General features: G+C 63.0%; 17 protein-coding genes and 1 pseudogene. 5 read left to right on the forward strand and 13 right to left on the reverse strand.

What is annotated here, in order from left to right:
- Positions 1 to 20: 20 nt before the first annotated feature.
- The 7 genes from VLY20_01190 to VLY20_01220 form a co-directional block, all read right to left on the reverse strand.
- Positions 21 to 989, reverse strand: coding sequence for a peptidyl-prolyl cis-trans isomerase (locus VLY20_01190; protein HUK55255.1), 969 nt, complete (start codon positions 987 to 989; stop codon positions 21 to 23).
- Positions 982 to 1968: a peptidyl-prolyl cis-trans isomerase gene (locus tag VLY20_01195; protein ID HUK55256.1), complete on the reverse strand. Its 987-nt coding sequence runs from the start codon at positions 1966 to 1968 to the stop codon at positions 982 to 984. Before VLY20_01195 ends, VLY20_01190 begins: the two co-directional genes overlap by 8 nt.
- Positions 1940 to 2842, reverse strand: a complete 903-nt coding sequence (locus tag VLY20_01200) for a peptidylprolyl isomerase (GenBank protein ID HUK55257.1) — start codon at positions 2840 to 2842, stop codon at positions 1940 to 1942. The genes VLY20_01195 and VLY20_01200 overlap by 29 nt, the downstream gene beginning before the upstream one ends.
- 27 nt (positions 2843 to 2869) lie before the next feature.
- Complete coding sequence (mfd, locus tag VLY20_01205) at positions 2870 to 6250, reverse strand: transcription-repair coupling factor (GenBank protein ID HUK55258.1); 3381 nt, start codon at positions 6248 to 6250, stop codon at positions 2870 to 2872.
- Positions 6251 to 6282: 32 nt separating this feature from the next.
- Complete coding sequence (gene rfaE2 / locus VLY20_01210; GenBank protein HUK55259.1) at positions 6283 to 6789, reverse strand: D-glycero-beta-D-manno-heptose 1-phosphate adenylyltransferase; 507 nt, start codon at positions 6787 to 6789, stop codon at positions 6283 to 6285.
- Complete coding sequence (locus VLY20_01215) at positions 6786 to 7799, reverse strand: hypothetical protein (protein HUK55260.1); 1014 nt, start codon at positions 7797 to 7799, stop codon at positions 6786 to 6788. Before VLY20_01215 ends, rfaE2 begins: the two co-directional genes overlap by 4 nt.
- A 78-nt stretch (positions 7800 to 7877) precedes the next feature.
- A complete protein-coding gene (locus VLY20_01220) occupies positions 7878 to 8447 on the reverse strand; it encodes a D-sedoheptulose 7-phosphate isomerase (GenBank protein ID HUK55261.1) in 570 nt (189 codons plus the stop codon).
- A gap of 177 nt (positions 8448 to 8624) precedes the next feature.
- Between VLY20_01220 and VLY20_01225 the strand changes: the two genes are divergently transcribed.
- A complete protein-coding gene (locus tag VLY20_01225; GenBank protein ID HUK55262.1) occupies positions 8625 to 8831 on the forward strand; it encodes a type II toxin-antitoxin system HicB family antitoxin in 207 nt (68 codons plus the stop codon).
- A pseudogene (locus VLY20_01230) lies at positions 8828 to 9040 on the forward strand (type II toxin-antitoxin system HicA family toxin). The gene VLY20_01225 and the pseudogene VLY20_01230 overlap by 4 nt, the downstream one beginning before the upstream one ends.
- 46 nt (positions 9041 to 9086) lie before the next feature.
- On the opposite strand, the gene VLY20_01235 reads toward VLY20_01230, so the two are convergent.
- Both VLY20_01235 and hemL read right to left on the reverse strand, forming a co-directional pair.
- Complete coding sequence (locus VLY20_01235; protein ID HUK55263.1) at positions 9087 to 11828, reverse strand: bifunctional acetate--CoA ligase family protein/GNAT family N-acetyltransferase; 2742 nt, start codon at positions 11826 to 11828, stop codon at positions 9087 to 9089.
- A gap of 78 nt (positions 11829 to 11906) precedes the next feature.
- The gene (gene hemL, locus VLY20_01240; GenBank protein HUK55264.1) at positions 11907 to 13190 is read right to left on the reverse strand and encodes a glutamate-1-semialdehyde 2,1-aminomutase; all 1284 of its coding nucleotides are present in this window, start codon (positions 13188 to 13190) and stop codon (positions 11907 to 11909) included.
- 253 nt (positions 13191 to 13443) lie between these two features.
- On the opposite strand from hemL, the gene VLY20_01245 reads away from it, so the two are divergent.
- Both VLY20_01245 and VLY20_01250 read left to right on the forward strand, forming a co-directional pair.
- Complete coding sequence (locus VLY20_01245) at positions 13444 to 15132, forward strand: EAL domain-containing protein (protein HUK55265.1); 1689 nt, start codon at positions 13444 to 13446, stop codon at positions 15130 to 15132.
- Positions 15133 to 15627 (forward strand): C40 family peptidase, encoded by a 495-nt coding sequence (locus VLY20_01250; GenBank protein HUK55266.1) that lies wholly within the window; start codon positions 15133 to 15135, stop codon positions 15625 to 15627.
- Between the two features lie 25 nt (positions 15628 to 15652).
- Here VLY20_01250 and VLY20_01255 read toward each other — a convergent pair whose 3' ends face one another.
- On the reverse strand, positions 15653 to 16012 hold the full coding sequence (locus VLY20_01255) for a DUF488 domain-containing protein (protein ID HUK55267.1): 360 nt from the start codon (positions 16010 to 16012) through the stop codon (positions 15653 to 15655).
- A 152-nt stretch (positions 16013 to 16164) separates the two neighbouring features.
- Between VLY20_01255 and VLY20_01260 the strand changes: the two genes are divergently transcribed.
- Positions 16165 to 16566: a cupredoxin domain-containing protein gene (locus VLY20_01260; protein HUK55268.1), complete on the forward strand. Its 402-nt coding sequence runs from the start codon at positions 16165 to 16167 to the stop codon at positions 16564 to 16566.
- 18 nt (positions 16567 to 16584) lie between these two features.
- Here the strand turns inward: VLY20_01260 and VLY20_01265 are convergent, their stop codons facing one another.
- From VLY20_01265 to VLY20_01275, 3 genes are read right to left on the reverse strand one after another with little or no spacing between them, the layout of a single operon-like run.
- Entirely contained in the window at positions 16585 to 17091 is a 507-nt protein-coding gene (locus VLY20_01265; GenBank protein ID HUK55269.1) for a heme-binding protein, read from the reverse strand.
- 59 nt (positions 17092 to 17150) lie between these two features.
- A complete protein-coding gene (glpD, locus tag VLY20_01270; protein ID HUK55270.1) occupies positions 17151 to 18761 on the reverse strand; it encodes a glycerol-3-phosphate dehydrogenase in 1611 nt (536 codons plus the stop codon).
- Positions 18762 to 18785: 24 nt separating this feature from the next.
- A complete protein-coding gene (locus VLY20_01275; protein HUK55271.1) occupies positions 18786 to 20006 on the reverse strand; it encodes a hypothetical protein in 1221 nt (406 codons plus the stop codon).
- Positions 20007 to 20017 lie beyond the last annotated feature (11 nt).

Consider the following 20017-nt stretch of genomic DNA (forward strand, 5'->3'; position numbering starts at 1 on the left):
CGGTTTTTTCCGTTCCTTCCCTAATATTTGATTTCGACCTGGCCGGCGGCCCGCAGATCTTTAAGCCATTTTTCATACAAATCGGCCGATCGCTCCTGAAACAAGAGATCCTGAATTTCCGGCCTGACTTCCTCGATCGGGCGGGTTTTGGAAGGAAGGATCTCATCGAGCCGGAAAATGTGGGCCCCCGAGGCCGTTTTGACCGGCTCGCTGATCTCGCCGGGCTTTAAGTGCTCGATCGCCCGGTGCACGTCCGGCAGCATCTGGTCCGCGTCGAGGTTGCCCAGATCGCCGTCGCCTTTCCTGTCCGCCCCGGCCGCGTATTGCTGGGCCAGGGTTTGAAAATCCGCGCCTTTTTTAAGTCGGTCAACCGCATCCCGGACGCTCTGGTCGAATGACGGCGAGGCGTCTGGCGTTGAAAGGGGGATAAAAATCTGGTGAAGATGATACTGCAACGGGGTCCGAAACCGGTCCGGATGTTCCTCGTAGTATGCGCGGATATCCTGATCGCTCAGAAGTACGCCGGACTTCACTTCGCGGTTCACGAGTTTGAGGATCATAATTTGATCCTTCAGCCCTTTCTTATACTGGTCGAGACTGGAATGCTCTTCTTCCAGCGCTTTTTCAAGGGCCGCATCGTTGGCCATGCCGTTTTTTTGTTTCACGTCCTGCACCGCTTTATCAATTTCATCCGGTTCGACCGTGATGCCCTTCTTCTGGGCCAGTTGCAATTGGAGTTTCTGGTCGATCAGTTGTTCCAGAACCTTCTGTTCGGAAACCGGCGTGCGGGCCGGCGTTCCATCGGGCGTCAAGGTCAGTAAACCGAGGCGCGCCCGTGCGGCGGCCGATTTCAGGTCGGATGCGGTGATGATCTCGCCGTTGACGATGGCCGCGATGCGGTCCACGGTCACCGCGTCGCCAAGCTGCGGTTGGGCCGCGACCGTGAACAAAAAGGCCGAAAGGACGATGCGGGCGAATCGCTTACTCATGAACGGGCTCCGGGGCGGAATCCCCTACGCCCAACGGTTGATAGAGGATCTGGTCATTCACCCTGATACGGGCCTTTCCTTTTAAACCGGCGACCCAGTCCGCGAACGACTTTTCACGCCGCTCCTGGGTCAGTTGGGCTCGAATCCTCTCGGCGGCTTCGGCCGGCGACATCGGTCGCTCCGGATGCTGTTCCTCCACCTTGAAGAGATGATACCCGTATGCGGTTTTGACAATCGGGCTGATCTTTCCGACCCCCAGGGAGAAGACGATGTCAAATTCCTCCGGCATCTCGCCCCGGGTAAAAAACCCGAGATCGCCGCCCTGTTCTTTATCCGGGCTGAGCGAGCGGGCTTTCGCCAGGGATGCGAAGTCGGCTCCCTGCGTCAGTTGGAGGCGAAGCGATTTGGCGGTCTCCTCGTTGGCCACGACGATCTGGCGCGCACGGACCTCGTTCGGGTGCACGAATTCCTTGGGGTGCTCTCGGTAGTAATTCTGGATTTCGTCGTCCGAGATCCGAATGGTCTGGGGAACGGCCTGGTTGACGGCCTTCTGGCTGAGGAGTTCCTTTCGAAGTCGCTCTTTCCATTGGTCAAGGGTGGTTCGTTGACTCTGGATCATGGCCTCAAACTCTCCGGGCGCGTAGTCGCCCTTGATTCGGTCGATGGCTTGTTGGAGCTCATCGGGGCCGACCTCCAGTTTCAGCCTTCCGGCTTCGGCCAGAAACAGGCGCTGCTCGATCATCTCGTTGAGAATGTTCCGCTTGAGTTCCTTGACGGATTCGCTGTTTTCGTCGATCGGGCCCTCGAGCTTGGCTTCCATGAAAGCGGTCCTGAACTCTTCGAGACTGATGTTGTCCTCGTCAATCGTGGCGACGATCGGCGACGAAGGGAGAACGCCGGTTTTCCCGCAGCCGACGCAGAGCACCACCAGGGCATATAAACAGAACGGGTTAGTGTGGAGCCGCAGGCGCAGGGTCATGGTTTCTTAAGGCGTCTTCTCCGATGGAGGCCAATCGGGACTCCGAAATGACGATATTGGATTCGGCCCGCAACGTTTTGACGAGTTCGTCGAAAAGGGCCGATTCTTTTTCCTTGACGATCTGTTCGCGGACCTCGTCCCGCACGTCGTCCACCGAGAGGGGTTTTTGACTGCGGCGGCTTTGAACGCGGATGATATGGTAGCCGTACGAGGTCCTCACCACATCGCTGATCTGGCCGGGCTTCAGTTCGAAAACGGCCTTCTCGAATTCCGGGAGCACACGGCCTTTTCGCAACACGCCCAGGTCGCCGCCCTTGTCCTTTGTGGCGGGGTCGATCGAGCGCGACTTGGCCAGCGCGGCGAAATCGGCGCCCCGGCGCAGGCGTCCCAACAGGGCCCGGGCTTCGGCTTGGGTTTTGACCAGGATGTGGCTCGCCCGCGCTTCTTCAATCAACGGAAGGGATTCCCGATGGGTGTTGAAGTAGGCCTCCAAGTCCGTGTCCGATACCTGGATTTTTTTCTCGATCAGCTCATGAAGCGTGGCGTCCAGCAACAGCCGCTCTTTATAGGACTCCACCTGTTCCCCGAAGGTTTTGTCCTGGTCCAGTTTTAATTGATGCGCTTTCTGCAGCAGCAGCTCGCGCGTGATCAATTCGCCCAGAAAATCTTTTTTCCCGTTCGGCCCGGCGTAGGCCGTTCGGACCGCTTCGGGAAGCTGCGACCATTTCTGGTTGAACTGATCGACCGTGATCGTTGCGGCGTTCACCTGGGCGAGAGTGGAATCCGGGGTCGAAATGGCGGGAGCGGCCGATTTGTTGCAGGCCAAAAGCCCTGCGGTCACCAACACGATCCTTAAAACGAAACTCCTGGACATCCGCCCTCCGTTGGATTTCCTACCATATTATAGCAGGCTTTGCAAGTAATTTGTTACCGTCGCAAAGAGGGTCGGCCATTCGGACTGTTCCGCTTCGGCGAGCCGCAGTTTGACGCTGAATTCGGAGACGAGCCGGAGACGCCCCGAAGCGTCCGACAGGAGCCGGCGGACCTGGGCGTCGGTCAAAGGACGGGCCGGGCCAAAAACGATAAGAATCCCGTCGCTTTTCGAATCGATCGAATGGATCTTCAGCCGCCGCGCCAGCGCCTTGATCCCTACGGCCTGCAACAGGCGTTCGACGGGTTCCGGCGGGGCGCCGTAGCGGTCTTCCAATTCGGTTCGGAACGCGCCCAGATCGGATTCGGTTTTCAGCCCCGCGAGCCTTCGATAAACCGCGAGGCGTTGAGCCGTATCCGGGACATAGGTTTCGGGGATGAAGGCCGAAACCTTTAGGTTCAGGACCGGCTCGATTTCCTCTTCGGCCTGCTCGCCTTTGAGTTCCTGCACGCATTCCTCGATCAGCTGAAGATAAAAGTCGAAGCCGACCGCCGCGATATGGCCGGACTGCTGTTTTCCCAGGAAATTGCCGGCGCCCCGGATTTCCAGGTCGCGGGCCGCGATCCGGAATCCGGCGCCCAGTTCGCAGAACTCCTGGATCGCCTGGATGCGGGCGCGGGCTTCCTCGGTCAGTCCGCGGTCGGACGGGACGAGCAGGTAGGCGAAGGCCTGATGCCCCGACCGCCCGACGCGCCCCCGGAGCTGATAGAGATCGGACAGGCCGAATCGATGGGCGTCGTTGATCAGAATGGTGTTGGCGGTGGGGATGTCCAGGCCGGATTCGATGATCGTGGTGGTCAGGAGGACGTTCGTTTCCTGATGCACGAATTTCCACATCACCCGCTCCAGCTCCCGTCCGTGCATTTGACCGTGCGCCACCGCGAGCTTCGCCTCCGGGACGAGCTCCCGGAGGAGCTGGCCGAGCCGCTCGATGTCCTGAACGCGGTTGTGGACGAAAAAGACCTGTCCGCCGCGGGCCAATTCCCGGAGAATGGCGTTCCGGATCACCGAACGGTCGAACCGCGTCAGGATCGTCCGGATGGATAGCCGATCGGCCGGGGGCGTGTCGATGATCGAGAGCTCGCGGATCCCGGTCAGGGCCATCTGAAGCGTTCGGGGAATGGGCGTCGCGCTGAGGGTGAGGGTGTCCACCGTCTTTCGGAGTTGCTTGAGTTTTTCCTTGTGGCCGACGCCGAAGCGCTGTTCTTCATCCACGATCAGCAGTCCGAGATCGTGAAAGACGACGTCCTTTTGAAGAAGGCGATGGGTCCCGATCACGATGTCCACCCGACCGGCCGCCAGATCCGACAGGACCGTCCGCTGTTCCTTCGAGGTGCGGAACCGGCTGAGCGTTTCGACGCGGACCGGAAACGGCGCGAAGCGCTCGCGAAAAGTCTCCCCGTGCTGCTGCGCCAGCAGGGTCGTCGGCACGAGGACGGCGACCTGCTTTCCGTCGATCACCGCCTTGAACGCGGCCCGCATCGCGACCTCGGTCTTCCCGTAGCCGACGTCGCCGCAGATCAACCGGTCCATCGGCTGGGCTTCTTCCATGTCCTTTTGGATGTCCTCGATCGCCTTGAGCTGATCGGGCGTCTCTTCGTAGGCGAAGGCGGCGTCGAACTCGCGCGAGAGCGCGGGGTTTTTTGAGAACGCATGCCCCGGGGTCGTCTCCCGCACGGCGTAGAGTTCCACGATCTCTTTCGCGATCGTTTCGACCGCCTTCTTGACGCGTCGCGTGGTTCGCGCCCAGGTGACGCCGCCGAGACGATCCAGTTTGGGCCGGTGGCCTTCGACGCCGGTATATTTCTGGACGAGGTTCAGCCGGTCGACGGGAAGGTAAAGGGTGTCGCCGCCCCGGTATCGCAGGATCAGGAAATCGCTTTCGTAGCCCTGGATCGAAAGACGCTTCAGGCCCTCGTAGCGTGCGATCCCGTGTTGAACGTGGACCAAATAGTCTCCATCCTCCAGATCCTCCAGCGAGGCAAGGAACTGGGCCCGGTTGAGTTTCGGCGCCGGACGGTGCCGGGCGGTCTTGCCGAAGAGGTCCTCGTCCGTCAGGAGGGCGAGACGATTTGGAAGATCGATGAAGCCCGACGAGAGCCCGCCGACGGCGATCGTGAAGGGGGAAGTCGCTTCCGGCCCGGCGGGTGAGAAGGGAGCCGGACCGGACCCCGTCTCGGCCGGCAGGTCATGCTCGCGGAACAGGTCCAACATCCGGTCTTTTTGAGCCGCGGTCTTGGCGACGAAGACGACGCGGGCTTTCCGTCGCAAATCGTCCGCCGTCTTGAGCGCGGCGGAGAGCGGGGTGCCTCTCACGCCCAGGCCCAGGCTTTCGGGAGATCGGGTCGAAAATAAAAGCAGATCCCGGTCCGCTTCGGTCTCGAGATGACTTGTTTCGAGAAGGATGGACGGTCTCGATTGCAGCTGCCGCTCCAGTTCGTCCGAGGTGAGATAGCGTTGAAGGGCCGTCCGCCGGTCGGGCGGCAGGGAGGACTGGGCCAGGCGGACCTCGGAATCGAACTCTTCCATGAGGTCCCGGATCTGGGCGGACTCGTCCAGCGCGAGGCGCGCTTCCGGGGGAAGATAGTCCGTCACCGTGGCGCGGGCCTGATCATCCGGTTCCAGGGCCGGTAGGATTTGGACGCGGGCTTCCGCCGCGGCCGAGAGCTGGGTCTCGGGATCGAAAACCCGGATCGACTCGACCTGATCGCCCGCCCATTCGATTCGGACCGGCTCGCGGCCGGCGGTCGAGAAGAGGTCCAGGATTCCTCCGCGCACGCCGAATTCCCCCGGATGCTGGACGGATTCGGTCCGGGAATAACCGAGATCGACGAGCGATTCGATCAGGCCGTCCCGGTCGGCCGCTTGTCCGGCGGACAGGGAGAGGGCGGCCCCGCGCAGCGCGGCCGGGGCCATCACGCGCTGCATCGCGGCCGGGACGGAGGCGACGACGATCATCGGCCGGTCGGATCGGTCGGGGTCGGTCCGGGCCATCCGATACAACGCCTGCATCCGCTGCCGGATCAGGTCGGGGTGGGGCGCGGTCAGTTCATAGGGGAGAATTTCGGGAGAGGGAAAAAGGATGGGCGGATCGGCCGTTCGGCCCAGCCATTGGAACCAGCAAACCAGGTCCTGATGAAACGATTCGGCCTGCGCGTCCGTCGCGGCGAGGACGAAGAAGGGAACATTGGCCTCCGTCGCCATTCCGGCGATCACGGCCGCCTTGGCCGAGCCCCAGAGGCCGGAGAAGACGAGCCGGCGTCGGCCGGCCTGGATCCATTTCAGCGCGGGGGCGATCAGCGGTTGTAGGAGTGAGGATGGCTTCAGCTCTGTGGGGTTGTATTCTTTCATGGATGGGGCGTCCGCCTCCGGCCACCCGCTCGTTAAAGTTTCCGGATCTTTTCGATCAGCCGCGAGGTGGACACGCCCTTGACCAGGGGCACCCGACGGACCCGGCCGCCGCGCCGCTCGACGACGTCCCGGCCGATGATCTTATTTTGACCCCAATCGCTGCCTTTGATCAAGACGTCCGGCCGGAGCGCCGTGATGATCTTGAGCGGATCCGGCTCGTCGAAGATCGTGACATAGTCCACGCAGGAGAGGGCCGCGAGCAGCTCGGCCCGCTCGGCCTGCGGGAGCAGCGGGCGGCGCGGGCCCTTGATCTTTCTCACCGACCGGTCGCTGTTGATGGCGACCACCAGGCGGTCTCCGTAGCGTCGGGCGCGTCGGAGATAGCGGAGATGGCCGACGTGGAGCAGGTCGAAGCAGCCGTTGGTGATAACGATCCGCTCGCCTCGTCTCCGGAGCCGGGCCAGGATCGATCTCAATTGAGGGACGGTCTTGACCTTGGTTTGGGAAACGACGGGGGAACGTCGGGGCCGGCGGGTCATGACGATCGACGGATCCGCTCGATGATTCCGGCCGCCAGCAGCGGCACCATGATTTCGTGATGGCCGGTCAGGGAATAACCTTTTCCCCCTTTCTGGGTCGGGCGGCGGACGACGTTGGTCAGGGGCCGGTACTGCTGGATGAAGTCGAGATTCACGGTGGTAAAACGGTCGACGGTGTGGCCGAGATTCCGGACCAGCGTGAGGGCCTTTAGGAAGACCTCGGGCAGGATCACGGCCGAGCCGATGTTGAGATAGACGCCGCCCTCCAGCCGTGCCACGACCGAGCAGAGGCGTTTGAAATCGAGCAGCGATCCCTCGCCCAGCGCGGCCCCGCTGACGGACGGATGCATATGGATGATGTCCGTTCCGATCGCGACATGGACCGTGACCGGGATACCCAGCCGGTCTGCGGTCGCCAGGAGGCTGTGCTTTTTATTCGGCGCGTCGGAACGGTTGAGCCACTGCCCGACGGCCGCCCCGATGCCCAAGCCCTGCGGCACGCCCTTGACGATCGCCTCGTTGAGGATGCGTCCGGTTTCCTCGGCCATGCCGAACGCGCCGCTGCCGAGCTGTTCCTCGACGTCTTCGGAGGTTTTTCCGGCCAACGCCAGCTCGAAGTCGTGGATGATCACGGCGCCGTTCACGGCCACGGCCGAGATCGCGCCGCGTTCCATCAGGTCGATCAGGATCGGGTTCAGCCCGACCTTCGTCAGGTGGGCGCCCATGCCGACGACGATCGGGCGCTTCTTCCGATGGGCCCGCGCGACGGCCTCGATCACGGCCTTGAGATCTTTGGCGGCGAGGATGTCCGGAAGGGAATCGATAAACCGGGTGATCCGGTCCCCCCCTCCGTAAGGCCGGCCGAATTCACGTATCGAGACCTTGCTCTTGCGGTCTTTGAGAGGATAGGTCCGGACGCCGGAAAAGTCGATCCGGTCGTCGGATGATGTAGGTTTCCTTTTCACAAACGGATCCTTGCTGGCGCGGGTCCTGTCCTTCGGCAGCCCCATCGTGCTCGCCGCCCCGCCCGGCGCAGGGACCTCGGCTGCGCGCGATGGGGCGCCCCGCCTCAGGACACCCGCGCGGTATTATTCGGTGAAGGCCTCTTCGACCAGGCCGCAAATCACATGGCCGAGCGTGATATGGGTTTCCTGGATGCGGGCCGTGACCTTGGACGGGACGATGAAGGCGTGTTCGACCCGCTTCGCCAACGGTCCGCCGTCGCCGCCGGTGAACCCGATCGTGGCCATGCCGATCGCGCGGGCCGTCTCGACGGCCTTCAGAACGTTGGGCGATTTTCCGGAGGTCGAGATCGCGATCGCGATGTCGCCTTTTTGTCCCAGCGCCTCGATCTGCCGCGCGAAGATCTCGGAGAAGTCGGAATCGTTCCCGATGCTGGTGATGACGGACGGGTCCGTCGTCAGCGCGATCGCCGGAAGCGCCTTGCGGTTCCGGGTGTATCGATTGACCAGTTCGGACGCGAGATGGGAGGCGTCCGTCGCGCTTCCGCCGTTTCCGAAGAGAAGGATTTTGCGGCCCTGCCGGAGGGCGGCGATGATCCGCTCGGTCGTCTGCGCGATCAGATCGGCCGACTCCTCGACGAAGAGCCGCTTCACCTCGGCGCTTTCCAAAAACTCTTTTTTGATCTTGGATTTCATCAAGAGACCAATAGAGCATTATAAGTTCGGGGGCGGGGATTGTCAAGGAAGGGATAGGGGGTTGACTCTCGTCATGAGGAGGCGCCAACACGGATTGCGAGGGGAAAGTGGTAATGCCCGGGAGGTTGTGATAAACTTATGTCGGGTTTCAGCTCTCCGACAAATGAAGGAGCCGGAATGAATTTCACAATTGAAATGGAACAAGAGAAAGACGGGCGTTGGATTGCGGAGGTTCTCGATCTTCCCGGCGTGATGACCTATGGACAGTCGCGCGACGAAGCCGTCGCAAAAGTCCAGGCGCTGGCCTTGCGGGTGCTGGCCGATCGGTTGGAGCATGGCGAAGGCGCGCCGGATTTGATGAGCGTGTCCTTCAAAGCCGCATGAGCCAATGGCCCACCGCCAAGGCGAAACGGGTTCTCGCAGCGCTCTTGCGCATCGGATGGAGCGTCAGACGGTAGTCGGGCTCGCATCGCACTCTCTCACGCTCCGGTTGGCCGGATCTGGTGTTCGCATTCCACGACAACGAAGAAATCGGGCCTCGAATGCTGGCCCGCATCGCCAAACGGTCGGGGCTGCGGCCTGACGATTTATAGACCTGCCAGGAAGTCCGTCCCCCCCTAAGTTCTGAACGGTTCCGGCTCACAGCTCGATCTCGGCCTGCACGAGGGGATCGCCGACCGCGTGATGAAAGCGGAAGCCGAGCGCTTTGCAGACGTGCTGCATGGCGAGGTTGTCGGGAAGGATGTCGGCCGTGACCCGGCGGACCTTCTCGCGTCGGCCGATGTCCAAGATTCGGCGCAACAGCTCGGTGCCCAGCCCTCGGCGCTGGAAGGGGTCGCTGACGAGAATGGAGAACTCGGCCTCGTCCGTGCCGGGCTGTCGGCTCAGCCGGCTCGCGCCGATGATTTCGCGGCCGCCGGTTTTCGGATCCTCGCGGAGGACGACCAGCACCATGGTCCGGTCGTAGTCGATGAAACAGGTGCGTGTCAGCCGCTCATGGGCGATGCGCTGGTTCAATTTCAGGACCTGGAAATAGCGGAGATAAACCGTCTGCTCCGACAGGGATTGGTGGAACTTGACCATCAACGGCTCGTCTTCCGGACGGATCGGCCGGAACGTCACCGGCGTTCCGTCCTTCATCCTCCACGACGCCACGTAGTGCAACGGGTACGGGCGGATGGCCAGCTTCGGCCCGTTCGTCTCGTCGGAACCGGGCGGATGAACCACCACGCGGGCGTCCAGCGCGACCAAGCGCTCCGGGGAAACCAGCAACGGGTTGATCTCGATGTCCCGGATCCGGCGCTGCTCCACGATGAGCTGGCCGAATCGCACCAGGAGTTTTTCCAGGGCGGGCAGATCGACCGGCGGGCGGCCGCGGACGCCTTTCAGCGCGGCGAAGATGCGGGTCCGCTCCATCATCCGACGCGCCAGCGTGGTGTTGAGCGGCGGGAGGGCCAGCGCATGATCTTTGAGAATTTCCACCAACTGTCCGCCCGTGCCGAAGAGCAGGACCGGGCCGAACTGCGGGTCCAGACTGCTTCCGAGAATGACCTCGTAACCCTCGAGCCGGATCATGGGCTGGACGGTCGCCCCCCGGAACGCCCCGCTCCCCGCCTTGTCGCGCACCGAGGCCTCGATCTCGCGGTAGGCGCGTCGAACGGCGTCGGGGCCGCCCAAATCCAGCCGAACCCCTCCGACGTCGGTTTTGTGCGTGATGGTTTCGGAGAAGACCTTCAGGACGACGGGATAACCGATCCCGCGGGCGATTTTCACCGCTTCCTCCTCGCTTCCGGCGGCGCGGGTTTCGATCGTCGGAATTCCGTAAGCGGCCAGCAGCTGCTTGGATTCGATTTCGGTGAGGAGGGTGCGTCCCGCCGCCTGCGCGGTCTTAATGATTTTCTCCGTGCGGCCGCGGTCGAAAACGCCCTCGTCCTCGACGGAAAGGATCGGCGTCTCGTACAGCCCGCGGAGGTTGTCGCTGTACCGCCACATGGCGTTGAAAACGTTCGCCGCGGCGTCCGGGTAGGGGAAGGTCGGAATGCCGGCCTGATTTAAGGCGGTCTCTCCGGCCGCGACTTCGTTTCCCCCCATCCAGCTGGCCAGGATCGGACCTCGGTCGACTTTCGCGCAGGCGTTCAGTTGCTCGGCCGTCCGCGTCGGGTCGGTCATGGACTGGGGCGCGAGAATCACCAAAAGGCCGTCGGCATGGGGGTCCTTCGCCGCGATCTCGACCGCCTGGACGTAGCGCTCGGGGGGCGCGTCGCCGAGCACGTCGATCGGATTGCCTCGGCTCCAATGCGGCGGAAGAACCGCGCCGAGGGACTCGATCGTCTCCCGCGACAGCTCGGCCAGTTCGCCTCCCCCGGCCGTCAGGGCGTCCGCGGCCAGCGCGCCCGGGCCGCCGGCGTTGGTGACGATCATGAGCCGGGGCCCTTTCGGGCGGGGCTGTTTGGCGAGCACCTCCGCCATGAAGAAGAGGTCGGCGATCTCGTCGACGCGCAGCACGCCGCTCCGTCGGAAGGCGGCGTCGAAGACCGCGTCGCTGCCGGTCAACGATCCGGTGTGCGAGGACGCCGCCTTGGCGCCGGCCTCGGTCCGGCCGGTCTTGATCACGATGATCGGCTTGGTCAAGGCCACTTCGCGGGCGGCGGAAAGGAACGATCGCGCGTCGCCGATCGATTCCATGTAGATCAGGATGCTCTGGGTGTGCGGGTCGTTCCCCAGATGATCGATGAGATCGCCCCAGCCCACGTCCAGCATCGAGCCGATCGAAACGAAGGCGCTGAAGCCGACGTTCTCGCGCAGGCTCCAGTCCAGGATGGCGGTGCAAAGGGCGCCGCTCTGACTGATGAAGCCGACCTTTCCGGGCCGGGCCATCGTGCGGCAGAAGGTGGCGTTGAGGCCGGTGACGGGGCTCATCACGCCCAGCACGTTGGGCCCGATCAGCCGCATCTTTCCGCGGCCGAGCCGTTTGACAATTTCCCGCTCCAGTTCAACGCCCGCCGGGCCGGTTTCCTTGAAGCCGGCCGAGATCACGATCGCCCCCCGGACGCCGGCCTCCGCGCATTCGCCGACCAGGGCCGGCACGGTCGGGGCCGGCGTCGCGATGACGGCCAGGTCCACCGGCTCGGGCAGGGCGGAGACGTTCGGGTAGGCCTTGACGCCCAATACGCTGGACCCTTTTAAATGGATCGGGAAGACGGTTCCGCCGAAGGGGCTGCTGATCAGGTTCCACAGGACGGTCCGTCCGACGCTGCCGGGCCGTTCCGTCGCCCCGATGACGGCCACCGTCTGCGGATTGAAAAAAACGTCGAGGGGATGCCGTTCAAACCCCCATACGTCGTGCGAGGGACTGAAGTCCGGTTTCATCCGTTTGTTCATGCCGACTCCGTGGACGATTCAGGATCCTCGCTACGACTCGCGCGTCAAGCGAAGATTGGGGGGGCCGCCTGCGTTCGTTCACAAGCTCCTGAACGCCTTGTACGCGGCCTTGACCGTCTTTTCGACGTCGGACGCGGTATGGGCCGTCGAAAGAAACGCGGCCTCGAACTGGGAGGGCGCCAGATAAATTCCCGTTTCGAGCATGGCCGTAAAAAATTTCGCGTAGGCCTTGGTATCGGAGGTCTTGGCCGCCGCGTAATCCGTCACGGCCCGGTTCGTAAAGAACAGGGTCATCAGCGAGGCGACGCGCGTGCCGAAAACCGCGACGCCGGCCTTCCTCGCGGCCTCGATCAGGCCGTTCGATAAATGGTCCGACCGCTCTTCCAGTTTCCGGTAGACGCCCGGCCGGCCCAGGAGTTTGATCGTCTCGATCCCGGCCGTCACGGCCAGCGGGTTGCCCGAAAGCGTCCCGGCCTGATAGACCGGCCCCAGCGGCGCGGTCCGCTCCATGATTTCCCGCCGGCCCCCGTACGCGCCGACCGGCAGACCCCCGCCGATGATCTTGCCCAGGCAGGTGAGATCGGGAACGACGCCGAAGCGCTCCTGCGCCCCGCCGAAGGCGACGCGAAAGCCGGTGATCACCTCGTCGAAGATCAACAGGCTGTCGTGCTGCCGCGTGATGTCGCGCAGGCCCTGGAGGAAACCCTCCTTCGGAAGGATGACGCCCATGTTGGCCGCGACCGGTTCGACGATCAGGCCGGCGATTTCGCGTCCGTGGTGCTCGAAAATTTTTCGTACGGCCGAAAGATCGTTGTAGGGCGCGGTGAGCGTGTGCCGGGCCAGATCGGCCGGAACGCCCGGGCTGTCCGGAATGCCGAGCGTCGCGAGGCCGGAGCCGGCTCGCACCAGCAGGCTGTCGGCATGGCCGTGGTAGCAGCCGTCGAATTTGAGGATCTTGTCGCGGCCGGTGAACCCCCGCGCGAGCCGGATGGCCGACATCGCGGCTTCGGTGCCGGAGGAGACCATCCGGATCAATTCCATCGACGGGAAGGCTTTCTGAATCCACCCGGCCAGCCGGACCTCGAGCTCGGTCGGCGCGCCGTAACTGGTGCCGTTCATCGCGGCCGCCTTGATGGCGCGGACCACCCGCGGATGGGCATGACCCAGGATCATCGGCCCCCAGGACAAGACATAGTCGATGAAGCGGTTTCCATCCGCGTCCCAGATTTTCGAGCCCCTGGCCTTCGCGATGAAGAGCGGCCGGCCGCCCACCGCTTTGAAGGCGCGGACGGGGCTGTTCACCCCGCCGGGAATTAGGCGTTGCGCTTGTTCGAAAAGCTGTGCGGATCGCGTGTATTTCATGGATGGTGATTTATTGTAGGGTGAAGGATCGGCGCTGTCAAGCCGCGTCCGGGCCCGGAGCCGGCGATCGAAGTCGAGGCGCGGACGGCGGAATTATGCGACCATTCCGATCCCGCCGAGCCCTTGACGCGGCGGAGGATGGACTCTATATTTAACGTATAACCGTATGTCGGTGACATGAATGAAAACCCCGCCTTCCGGTCAGGCTTTTCAGGAAGATGGGGTTTTTTCGTGTGGTCTTCGGAGGATGCGGATGGGCTCCGGAAACGGCCATATGGGCGAGATCAAGGCTCGCGATCGGCATTTATGGGTGATCTCCATCTCCGTGATCGTGGCCCTGACCTTGACGATCATTTCCATCTATGCGCCGGACGTGATCGGTATCCCGAGAGCGGCCAGCCGGACGGAGCTGTCCACGTACCTGTCCGGCCTGGCGGTCTTGGTCTGTCTGTTCTGTCTTTACATTCTCCAGGCCCACGCCCGCCTGGATCGTTTGAGGGACAAACTCATCCAGAAAGAACAGGAGAAGACCGAGGTCCAGAGGCTGCTCAAGGAGGTCGAGGCGCGGTCCAACGAACACCTCAAGACGCAGGCGGCGCTCGAACGGGAGATCGCCGAGCGAAAACAGGCCGAGGAACGGATCGTGTATCTCGCGTACCACGACGGTTTGACCGATCTGCCCAACCGCCGGCTTTTCGAAGACCGTCTCGGTCAGGAGTTGAGCCGGCTGCCGTGGCGCAAACGGGCGATGGCCGTCCTCTTCCTGGACATCGACCGCTTCAAACAGATCAACGACCACCTCGGACATCACATCGGCGACGCGCTGCTGGTGGCCTTTTCGGAGCGGCTCAAACGTTGTCTTCGTCCGGGGGATACGATCGCGCGGCTGGGCGGGGACGAGTTCGCGATCCTGTTGACCGACCTGGCCCGGGAGCGGGACGTTTCGCTCATCGTTCAGAAAATTTTTGACTCTCTGGCCAAACCGATCCCCATCGAAGGAAGCGATCTCTTCGTCACGACCAGCATCGGCGTCAGTCTCTCCCCCCAAAACGGGGAGGATCCCCCGACGCTGCTGAAAACGGCGGACATGGCGATGTACCGGGCCAAGGACGACGGCGGAAACAGCTTTCAATACTATGACCCGGCGCTGCAGACGCACAAGAGCGAGTGGCTTTCCCTGGAGACCGCGCTGCGGCAGGCGTTGGAGCGCGGGGAATTTCTCCTGCATTATCAGCCCCAGGTCGATCTCGATTCGGGGCGGATTGTCGGGGTCGAGGCGCTGATCCGTTGGAAACATTCGGAGAGGGGTCTCGTCCCCCCGGTCAAATTTATTCCCCTGGCGGAGGAGACCGGGCTGATCATCCCCATCGGCGAATGGGTGCTTCGGACCGCGTGCGCCCAGGCCGTGGCATGGCGTTCCGGCGGTTTCAAAGAACTTCGGATCGCGGTGAACCTGTCCCCCCGCCAGTTCCGGCAGAAGAATTTGATCGAGACGGTCGGCCGCGTCCTGAAGGAGACCGGGATCGATCCCCGTTGCGTCGAACTGGAGCTGACCGAGAGCATCATGCAGAACGCCGAGGCCTCGGTCAAGGCGCTGCGCCGGTTGAAGGACATGGGCCTGGAGATTTCGATCGACGACTTCGGAATGGGATATTCCTCTTTAAGCTACCTCAAGCGTTTCCCGATCAACACCCTGAAGATCGATCAGGCCTTCATCCGCCATCTCACCGACGATCCCGACGACCCCATGATCGTGACCGCGATCATCACGCTGGCCCACAACCTCCGTCTGAAAGCGATCGCGGAGGGCGTGGAGACGGCCGAGCAGCTCAAACTGTTGCGGCTGCTCCGCTGCGACCGCATTCAAGGCTATTACTTCAGCCATCCGCTGCCGGCGGACGAGATGACCGGCTTGTTGGCGGAAGACCGCCGGTTGTCGTAAATGAATCCGCGACGGGCCCTGGGGATGACGACGCTGATGCTCGCGATCTTGGCGGGCTGCGCCGGGAACCCTCCCCGGACGGATTTTTCAGTTCTTCCAAGGGAGGACGGACGCTCGGTCACGCCGATTCAACGAGGGGTGGTCGAGACCGCCCGCGCGCTGCTGGGCGCTCCGTACCGCTTCGGCGGGACGACGCCGGAGGGATTTGACTGCAGCGGGTTCGTCGGCTACGTTTTTCGGCGGGCCGTGCATCTTGCCCTTCCCCGCGAAACGCAGGACTTGGTCCGCGCGGGAAGACCGGTTCCGGTGAGCGAGCTGGCGCCGGCCGATCTGGTCTACTTCAAGATCGAACACCAGAAGCCGCTGCACGTGGGGATTTATATCGGCGGGGGGAAATTCATCCATGCCCCGAGCGCCCGGGGACGGGTCAATGTCCAGACCCTCGACCGGGATTACTGGCGGGACCGTTACCTCGGCGCGCGCCGGCTGTTCTGAACACGAAAAACAGCCGGCTTCCGACCTAAAATCCGAGAAAGCGTTTCAGCGCCACGGCGCTGTTGTGCGCTTCATCGCGCGCCGCGTAAACAAACGTCACATCCCCTTCGCCGACTTTCCGCCGGAGCCGCTCGATCGCTTCCTTTTTCTTCTTCAGTTCGGCTTCGTAGCGTTTGCGGAAATCGTCCCACTTGGCCGGATCATGGCCGAACCATTTTCTCAACCCATCGCTCGGCGCGATTTCTTTGGGCCACAGATCGATCCGGGCCTTCTCCTTCGTCAGCCCCCGCGGCCAGAGCCGTTCGACCAGGATCCGGACCCCGTCTTCTTTGGAGGGTTTTTCATAGACCCGTTTGAGCCGTACATGGCGGCGCGCCTTCTTCATCTTCGATTCCACACCCGAATTTCTTTTGACACGGGCCCTCCGTTCTGTTATCTTGCCCATGCGGGTCACCACCATCCTATCCTTCATTTCCAACGGACACCGGAGGTCTACGCGTGCGGGTTCATCGACGAAATATTCGGCCCCGGGTTTTCATGTTGATCGCCGTTCTCCCCTTCCTCATCGTTGCGGCCGCTTCCTCCGTCCTGACGGCGGTGGAGGCCGCAAAGGTCGAGATCGTGATCCGAAACTATACCTTCGAATTCCAAGGCGGGGCCCTCCGGCCGAACGAGCCGGGAGTCATCATTCTGAAAAACCAGGATAAGGTCCAGCACGGATTCACCTCGCCGTTTCTTGCGGAACAGGACGTCCAGGTCGAAGCCGCCGCCGGGACGACATACGGGAAAGGGATCCGGGGCGTCTACATCAATCCGGGCGAGACTCTCAAGATCCGGTTCACGCCCAACCGCCCGGGCAGCTTTCAATTTCGGTGCGATCTTCATCCGAACATGAAGGGCGAGCTGCTCTTCCTGTCCGTGCAGGGGGTTAAGGACTGACCCTCCGATTGACCTTCCCTATTTCAAGCGGTCCTTGATTTTGTCCAGCCCGGCCAGGGCGCAGGCCTCGTCCTTTTCGCCGCCGGGCGCGCCGCCCACGCCGATGCCGCCGACGACTTCGTCCCCCGCCTTCACGGGAAGCCCGCCCGCCAGAATCAAGATCCTTTCGTTCATATTCCGCAACCCTTCGTTGGCCGGATTGCCCGCGATGATCTTGACCAGGTCTCCGGTCGGACGGCCGAGGCTCGCGGCCGTGTAGGCCTTGCGGCTGCTGCTGTCCAGCGTATGAGGCCCGGCGCCGTCGCTCCGGAGGAGGATCCGCACCACCCCGTCGCGGTCGACGACGGCGGCGCTGACGTAATAGCCCTGTTTTTCGCAGGCGGCCAGCGCGGCCCCGGCCGCCTCGGTCGCGAGCGAGAGCGGCAGGACCTTTTCGGTCGGCAGGTCCTCTGCCGACGCCGGCCCCGCGAAAAGTTCCAGGCCCAGTAAAAGGGTCGTCAAGACGACGAAACGATCATCGCGCATACACCCTCCTTGGTTATATAATCGTTGCAAAGATGGAGAGGCGTCAGCATGCCGCGCCTCTACGAAATTTCGGCCAGGTATTCCGTTTTCTGTCGCTCGGCTTCGTCTTTGGGCCAGTCCAGCTCGGAGGCCATGAGCGCGATCGCATTCTCCAAGAGGCGCTTGTCCGCGCGCAAGGGTCCGAGTGCGATCGTGGTCCGCCGGCGCAAAACGTCCGCGAGCATGACGGCCGATTCCTGCCGGACGGCGTAAACCACCTCGGCCTTCAGATGCGGGAGCGAGGGATGAAGCCGTTCCCCGAGCGCGCGATTCTCGCGGAGAAGGTCCAGCACGTGGGCGTGCCGGGTGCCGTGGGTCATGACGAGATGCCTGACCTGGTCCGGCTCCAGCGAATGGCGGCGGGCCAGCTCCGGTGTTCGCTCGTTGATATACGTCTCGAGATCTCCCGTGTCGCCTCCCCAGAGCGGACGCGAGCGCGTCGCGCAGGGCCCGACCGGGAACTCGGGTAGGCGCTTCCGGATCTTATCCACCACCGTTTCGGCGATCTTGCGATAGGTCGTGAATTTCCCGCCGGTGATCGAGATCAGGCCCGACGGGCTTTCATCGATCTTCTCCTCGCGCGACACTTCGGACGCCTTGGCCTCTCCCGACTGAATCAGCGGGCGCACCCCCGCGAAGGTGGCGATCACCTCCCCGGGTCCGATGTTCCGTTTCGGGAAAAACCGCCGGGCCTCGTTGAGCAGGTAGTCGAAGTCGTCGGGGGGACAATGCACGTCGCCGGGGTCGCCGTTGAAATCGATGTCCGTGGTTCCGACCAGGCTCATCCCCTCCCAGGGAATCACGAACAGCACGCGGTTGTCCTTCGCGCTCCGGATCACCAGCGCATGGCCGCGCGTGAGGGAGGGCACGATCAGATGCGAGCCGCGGGTCTTCCGGAGTTTCGGGTGGGCCTCCGGCGCTTCCATCCGGCCGACCTCGTCCACCCAGGGCCCGGCCGCGTTCACCACAACCGATCCCATGACGGTTTCCTCCCGGCGGCTCAGCCGGTCCCGGACGCGGACGCCGGCGACGCGGTCGTTTCCGTCCTTCACCAGTCCGGTGACCGCCGTGTAGTTCCGGACGGCGGCGCCCCGCTCCCGCGCCTCCAGGATATTGGCCAGGCAGAGGCGCGCGTCGTCCATCTGGCCGTCGTAAAACAGGGCCGCCCCGATCAGCCCGTCCGGAAGAAGATCCGGCTCAAGTCGCAGCGTCTCTTCGCGGCCGAGCATCCGGTGGCGACGGATATTGCGGGACAGCGAGAGCAGATCGTACAGCCACATCCCGGCGTCCAGAAAAAAAATTCCCCAGCGGGCCCCGCGATAGACCGGAAAAAGAAAAGGGAGCGGGCGGACGAGGTGGGGCGCGATCCGGAGCAGCGTCTGGCGTTCCTGGCTGGCCTCGAAGACCAGGGGCAGATGGCCCTGCTCCAGGTAACGGACCCCGCCGTGGATCAGTTTGGAGGACCGGCTGCTGGTGCCGAAGCCGTAATCAGCCTGCTCGAAGAGCGCGACGCGGAAGCCCCGAAGCGCGGCGTCGCGGGCGATCCCGGCGCCGTTGATCCCGCCGCCGATGAGGATCACGTCAAAGGGGCCGGAGGCCCAATCTTTAAGAGAGGGCCGGCGGGAGGGCATCGGCGATCCGGATGGTTGCACCGGTCATGGATGAGGATGGGCCTTCAAAAAGTCCAGCATCGTCGGTTCCCAATCGTTGTTCGTATCATAGAGACCGGGCCATGTGAGATGCTCCCGTGTCCCGAAGGCCACGGTGCAACCGGAGGCAGGCTGGAGATCCGTACAGGCAGCGACCGGTTGGGCTTGAGGATCGAGGCGCTGAAATTGAACATTGGAATTGCCCACAAACGCCGGGTCCTTAATCTGGGTGAACCATTCCTCCGCGCTGAAGCCCGGTTCAAGGTTGAAGGCCGTCTGCTGTGCGGTGCTGCAGGCCGTATAGGAGTCGCAGGCGCGGTTGACCAGATAGATAGGAACCTCTGATTTCGGGTACGGATCCAGCTCGCACGAAGGGGACTGGTTCCAGTCGATGTTGGCAAACGGATTGGCGAAGGCATAGACGGCCGCGGCGGCGACATGATTCCCGCCCGGCGTCGGGGTATCGTGTCGCGCGATGGCATAAAACTGCGCGAACTCGGCTCCGTTGGACCAGCCCATCGTATAAATCTGTTGGGGATCGGCCCCTTGCGCCACCAACGTATCGATCAGGTGATCCACATGCGCGACATCCGGATTGCTGGACGGCGAGTTCATGTCCCGGTAATAATTGTCGTGATAACTTCCGGAGGGGCGGATCGACGGCCAAAGGAGATTGCGTCCCTGGACCGAGGCTAGAATGAAGCCCGGACGGGCGGCATCGCCGGACAGGTCATAGCCGCCACCAAGTAGGGGGTTGGTATCGGCCTTGACACGAAGTCCGGTTTGGTCGTATACGCTGCTCGCGTTCCCGCCGCCCCCATGAAAAAAGATCACCAGCGGCCGCTTTGATGTCGACGAATTCGTTCCGTTCGGTATAAACAGGCAGGTATAGTGCGTCACGCCGTCGGCGTCCTGCCAGGCCATCGGAGGGCCGTCGTTCAAAATCCCATTGCCCGTCGCGCACGTCGGAACCTCGCTCGTCGTGGTCAGAGTCACGCCGGTCTTGAACGTGCCGTTGACGATCTGGAACCCGTTGGTGCAGGGCGAGGCCGCGCTGCAGACCGACAAGGGTTGGGTGAGGCCGGTCTTGCTGTTGCAAGCCAGCGCGGCGGGCGCGGGGGGCGGCGATGAAGACGAGGAGGACGCCTTCGATGCCCCGCACGCCCCGACGGCCAGGCTCACCATGACGAGAATGCATCCTTCGATGAATCGATTCCGACTCCACATGTTTTGTTCTC

Source organism: Nitrospiria bacterium (genome assembly GCA_035517655.1).
GTDB lineage: Bacteria > Nitrospirota > Nitrospiria > JACQBZ01 > JACQBZ01 > JACQBZ01.

What these genes read in the sequence shown, in the direction of transcription:
- VLY20_01190 (HUK55255.1), bottom strand. Translation starts at nt 989, where the DNA reads ATGAGTAAGCGATTCGCCCGCATCGTCCTTTCGGCCTTTTTGTTCACG.
- VLY20_01195 (HUK55256.1), bottom strand. Translation starts at nt 1,968, where the DNA reads ATGACCCTGCGCCTGCGGCTCCACACTAACCCGTTCTGTTTATATGCC.
- VLY20_01200 (HUK55257.1), bottom strand. Translation starts at nt 2,842, where the DNA reads ATGTCCAGGAGTTTCGTTTTAAGGATCGTGTTGGTGACCGCAGGGCTT.
- mfd (HUK55258.1), bottom strand. Translation starts at nt 6,250, where the DNA reads ATGAAAGAATACAACCCCACAGAGCTGAAGCCATCCTCACTCCTACAA.
- rfaE2 (HUK55259.1), bottom strand. Translation starts at nt 6,789, where the DNA reads ATGACCCGCCGGCCCCGACGTTCCCCCGTCGTTTCCCAAACCAAGGTC.
- VLY20_01215 (HUK55260.1), bottom strand. Translation starts at nt 7,799, where the DNA reads ATGGGGCTGCCGAAGGACAGGACCCGCGCCAGCAAGGATCCGTTTGTG.
- VLY20_01220 (HUK55261.1), bottom strand. Translation starts at nt 8,447, where the DNA reads ATGAAATCCAAGATCAAAAAAGAGTTTTTGGAAAGCGCCGAGGTGAAG.
- VLY20_01225 (HUK55262.1), top strand. Translation starts at nt 8,625, where the DNA reads ATGAATTTCACAATTGAAATGGAACAAGAGAAAGACGGGCGTTGGATT.
- VLY20_01235 (HUK55263.1), bottom strand. Translation starts at nt 11,828, where the DNA reads ATGAACAAACGGATGAAACCGGACTTCAGTCCCTCGCACGACGTATGG.
- hemL (HUK55264.1), bottom strand. Translation starts at nt 13,190, where the DNA reads ATGAAATACACGCGATCCGCACAGCTTTTCGAACAAGCGCAACGCCTA.
- VLY20_01245 (HUK55265.1), top strand. Translation starts at nt 13,444, where the DNA reads ATGGGCTCCGGAAACGGCCATATGGGCGAGATCAAGGCTCGCGATCGG.
- VLY20_01250 (HUK55266.1), top strand. Translation starts at nt 15,133, where the DNA reads ATGAATCCGCGACGGGCCCTGGGGATGACGACGCTGATGCTCGCGATC.
- VLY20_01255 (HUK55267.1), bottom strand. Translation starts at nt 16,012, where the DNA reads ATGAAGAAGGCGCGCCGCCATGTACGGCTCAAACGGGTCTATGAAAAA.
- VLY20_01260 (HUK55268.1), top strand. Translation starts at nt 16,165, where the DNA reads ATGTTGATCGCCGTTCTCCCCTTCCTCATCGTTGCGGCCGCTTCCTCC.
- VLY20_01265 (HUK55269.1), bottom strand. Translation starts at nt 17,091, where the DNA reads ATGCGCGATGATCGTTTCGTCGTCTTGACGACCCTTTTACTGGGCCTG.
- glpD (HUK55270.1), bottom strand. Translation starts at nt 18,761, where the DNA reads ATGCCCTCCCGCCGGCCCTCTCTTAAAGATTGGGCCTCCGGCCCCTTT.
- VLY20_01275 (HUK55271.1), bottom strand. Translation starts at nt 20,006, where the DNA reads ATGTGGAGTCGGAATCGATTCATCGAAGGATGCATTCTCGTCATGGTG.